We start from the raw sequence: 2,223 nt of genomic DNA on the forward strand, positions 1-2,223 counted from the left end.
ACTTATTAATCAGATTTCAAATCATCAACAGCCAAATGCTCCATAGTCTGATTGTTTTTTCGCGTGCGCGGGGTGCGTCGCTCCCATGCGCCCCGCGAAAAAAACAAAAGCAGACTCATGTGCGCTTTTTGGCTGTTTGAATGAATAACGAAATAATGATAAAATAAGTCCTACTAGACGACTTTAAACTCTTTGCTCTCCAGGCTTTGGTTTTGAGTTCGTCTTTTTCTTTTCTCGCAAATATCGAACACAGCTTTCTCAAACATTTGGTAGCAATCATCACGCAAACACTCAAATTCATAATGCCCTAATTCGTCATACATTTCGCCTAATTGGCGTTCTAAGCTATAAAGCAATAATAGCTTATCAAAATCTCTTAACTCCTCTGGAATCGCCCTATTTTCGCCCTCATAGTCCATATCATATAAATCCCATTTAATAATCATAAAAGTACCTCCAAAAATTAAATATGCTCTTTGACCTTTTTCCACCCTAAGACAAGAAGAAAAAAGCCACATACACCAAGGGTTTGAGCCCTCTTTTGTATGTAAAAGTGTGGGATTTAAGTTGCCTATATTATCAAGATAAGAAACTCCTAGCCATATCCGCAATCATTGACAGCAGGTACCTCTTAGCATGTTCCAATTCTGTAGGGCTTCAGCGATAAAAAGACTAATCCAGAATTCCATTGCTGAAGCAATTTCCAGGATAACATGCACGACCTACTGTCAATGAACCGCTACGCTTTGCTCTCATCAATCTTAATTTCAAGCTCTTCCAACTTAGAAAGAACAGCATTCATTTCATTCATGGTTTTAAGGGCGTCAAATTGTTGGAAATAAGTGTTAACAGCAACAGCAAGAAAAGCACTTCTAGTCAAACCCATCTCTTCCGCAGTCAAATCAACTCTCTTTAATAACTTCTCATCAAACGTAGCTGTAAATTTTTTAGCCAACCTAAAAACCTCCTTTATACGTATAATATACCACTTAGACAAAAATGCCAACATTTTTTAAAACAATAAAAAAAATAAAAAAACAAAAAAATAAAACAGAAAAAATTATAATAAAAAAGGAGTGATAAAAATGCCTAAAAAAACAAAAAATCCACTAGACTACCATTCAAAAATAAGCGAAGAAATGCAGAAAAAACCTAAAAAAAATAAAGAAACACTAAAATCAAAATTAGAAACAAACAAAGAAAAACATAAAAATCAATCAAAAGTAAAAAATCCATTGGACTATCATTCAAAAATAAGCGAAGAAATGTTAAGATAAAAAAAGTTGAAAGTCTTTATAGACTCACAACTTTACGTTATAATTCAGTTGAATTTATATTATAGATTAAGCAAATATCATTTTCATAATCTGGTTCAAGACCTCCGCTAAGGTCTAAACTAGAATACTCTACTACTGGTAATCTCAAGCCACGAGAAGACCAGTATTTCTTTTTGCCTTTACCTACAATCCCTTGGTCTAAATCTTTTGTAACATATTTAGAAATGTAATTAGCACATTTCTTTTTACTTCGGATTCTAGACAAAGTAGTAAAACCATAAATCCAATCTAAACAGTTAAAAACCTTTTTCCCTTTGTGTTTAACACCAGAATAAACGATTGCCCCTCCAAAACCACCAGTAACACCATGAAAATGAATAGAACCATCTTTATGACGTTCAGGTATAAAAATATAGTTAAACCTCCCATATTTCTTTCTCATCAATTCAAGCCATTTAGAAAGCTTTTTAAAACACAAACCATCATCAGAACGATCCTCAGAAAATGTAAGAGTCCAAAAATACGTAAAATCATTACTCAAACAATAGTCTTTTATTTTAGTACGAACTTTCCAAAGATTACGAAGCTTTTCTAAATCTTTTTCTTCTTGAGTTTTCTCTTCAGAAGAAGAATAAGAAACACTTTCAAAATCGACAGAATCATCAACACACAAAGCATTCTTATAAACAGTCAAAACCTTAGAACCATCAGGATATTCTTTAATTTTCGTCTTATAAAATTTAGCCATATATCTTCCGTTAAGTTACCCGTATGTCAAGTAGACGGGTAACGCCGAATTCACCTCCCAAAAACTAAAATGTGCCAATTTGGCACTTCTAACCGGCTGTTAGAGGGGGCCGGTCCCCAAAACTTATTAATCAGATTTCAAATCATCAACAGCCAAATGCTCCATAGTCTGATTGTTTTTTCGCGTGCGCGGGGTGCG

4 protein-coding genes are annotated in these 2,223 nt (G+C 34.1%); 1 reads left to right on the forward strand and 3 read right to left on the reverse strand.

Annotated elements, in window-relative coordinates; all coding sequences use genetic code 11:
* Nucleotides 1-173: 173 nt before the first annotated feature.
* Together DVW83_RS14525 and DVW83_RS14530 are read right to left on the reverse strand one after the other, a co-directional pair.
* Nucleotides 174-446: a hypothetical protein gene (locus DVW83_RS14525; RefSeq protein ID WP_137239642.1), complete on the reverse strand. Its 273-nt coding sequence runs from the start codon at nt 444-446 to the stop codon at nt 174-176.
* Between the two features lie 293 nt (nt 447-739).
* On the reverse strand, nt 740-955 hold the full coding sequence (locus DVW83_RS14530; RefSeq protein ID WP_137239645.1) for a hypothetical protein: 216 nt from the start codon (nt 953-955) through the stop codon (nt 740-742).
* A gap of 130 nt (nt 956-1,085) precedes the next feature.
* On the opposite strand from DVW83_RS14530, the gene DVW83_RS14535 reads away from it, so the two are divergent.
* Nucleotides 1,086-1,277 carry a hypothetical protein gene (locus tag DVW83_RS14535; RefSeq protein ID WP_137239648.1) on the forward strand — a complete coding sequence of 64 codons (192 nt, stop codon included), beginning with the start codon at nt 1,086-1,088 and terminating at the stop codon, nt 1,275-1,277.
* A gap of 37 nt (nt 1,278-1,314) precedes the next feature.
* Here DVW83_RS14535 and DVW83_RS14540 read toward each other — a convergent pair whose 3' ends face one another.
* Nucleotides 1,315-2,025: a rolling circle replication-associated protein gene (locus DVW83_RS14540; RefSeq protein WP_137239650.1), complete on the reverse strand. Its 711-nt coding sequence runs from the start codon at nt 2,023-2,025 to the stop codon at nt 1,315-1,317.
* Nucleotides 2,026-2,223 lie beyond the last annotated feature (198 nt).

It is taken from the genome of Enterococcus sp. VV15, from assembly GCF_005236045.1.
GTDB classification, from domain to species: Bacteria; Bacillota; Bacilli; order Lactobacillales; family Enterococcaceae; genus Enterococcus_B; species Enterococcus_B durans.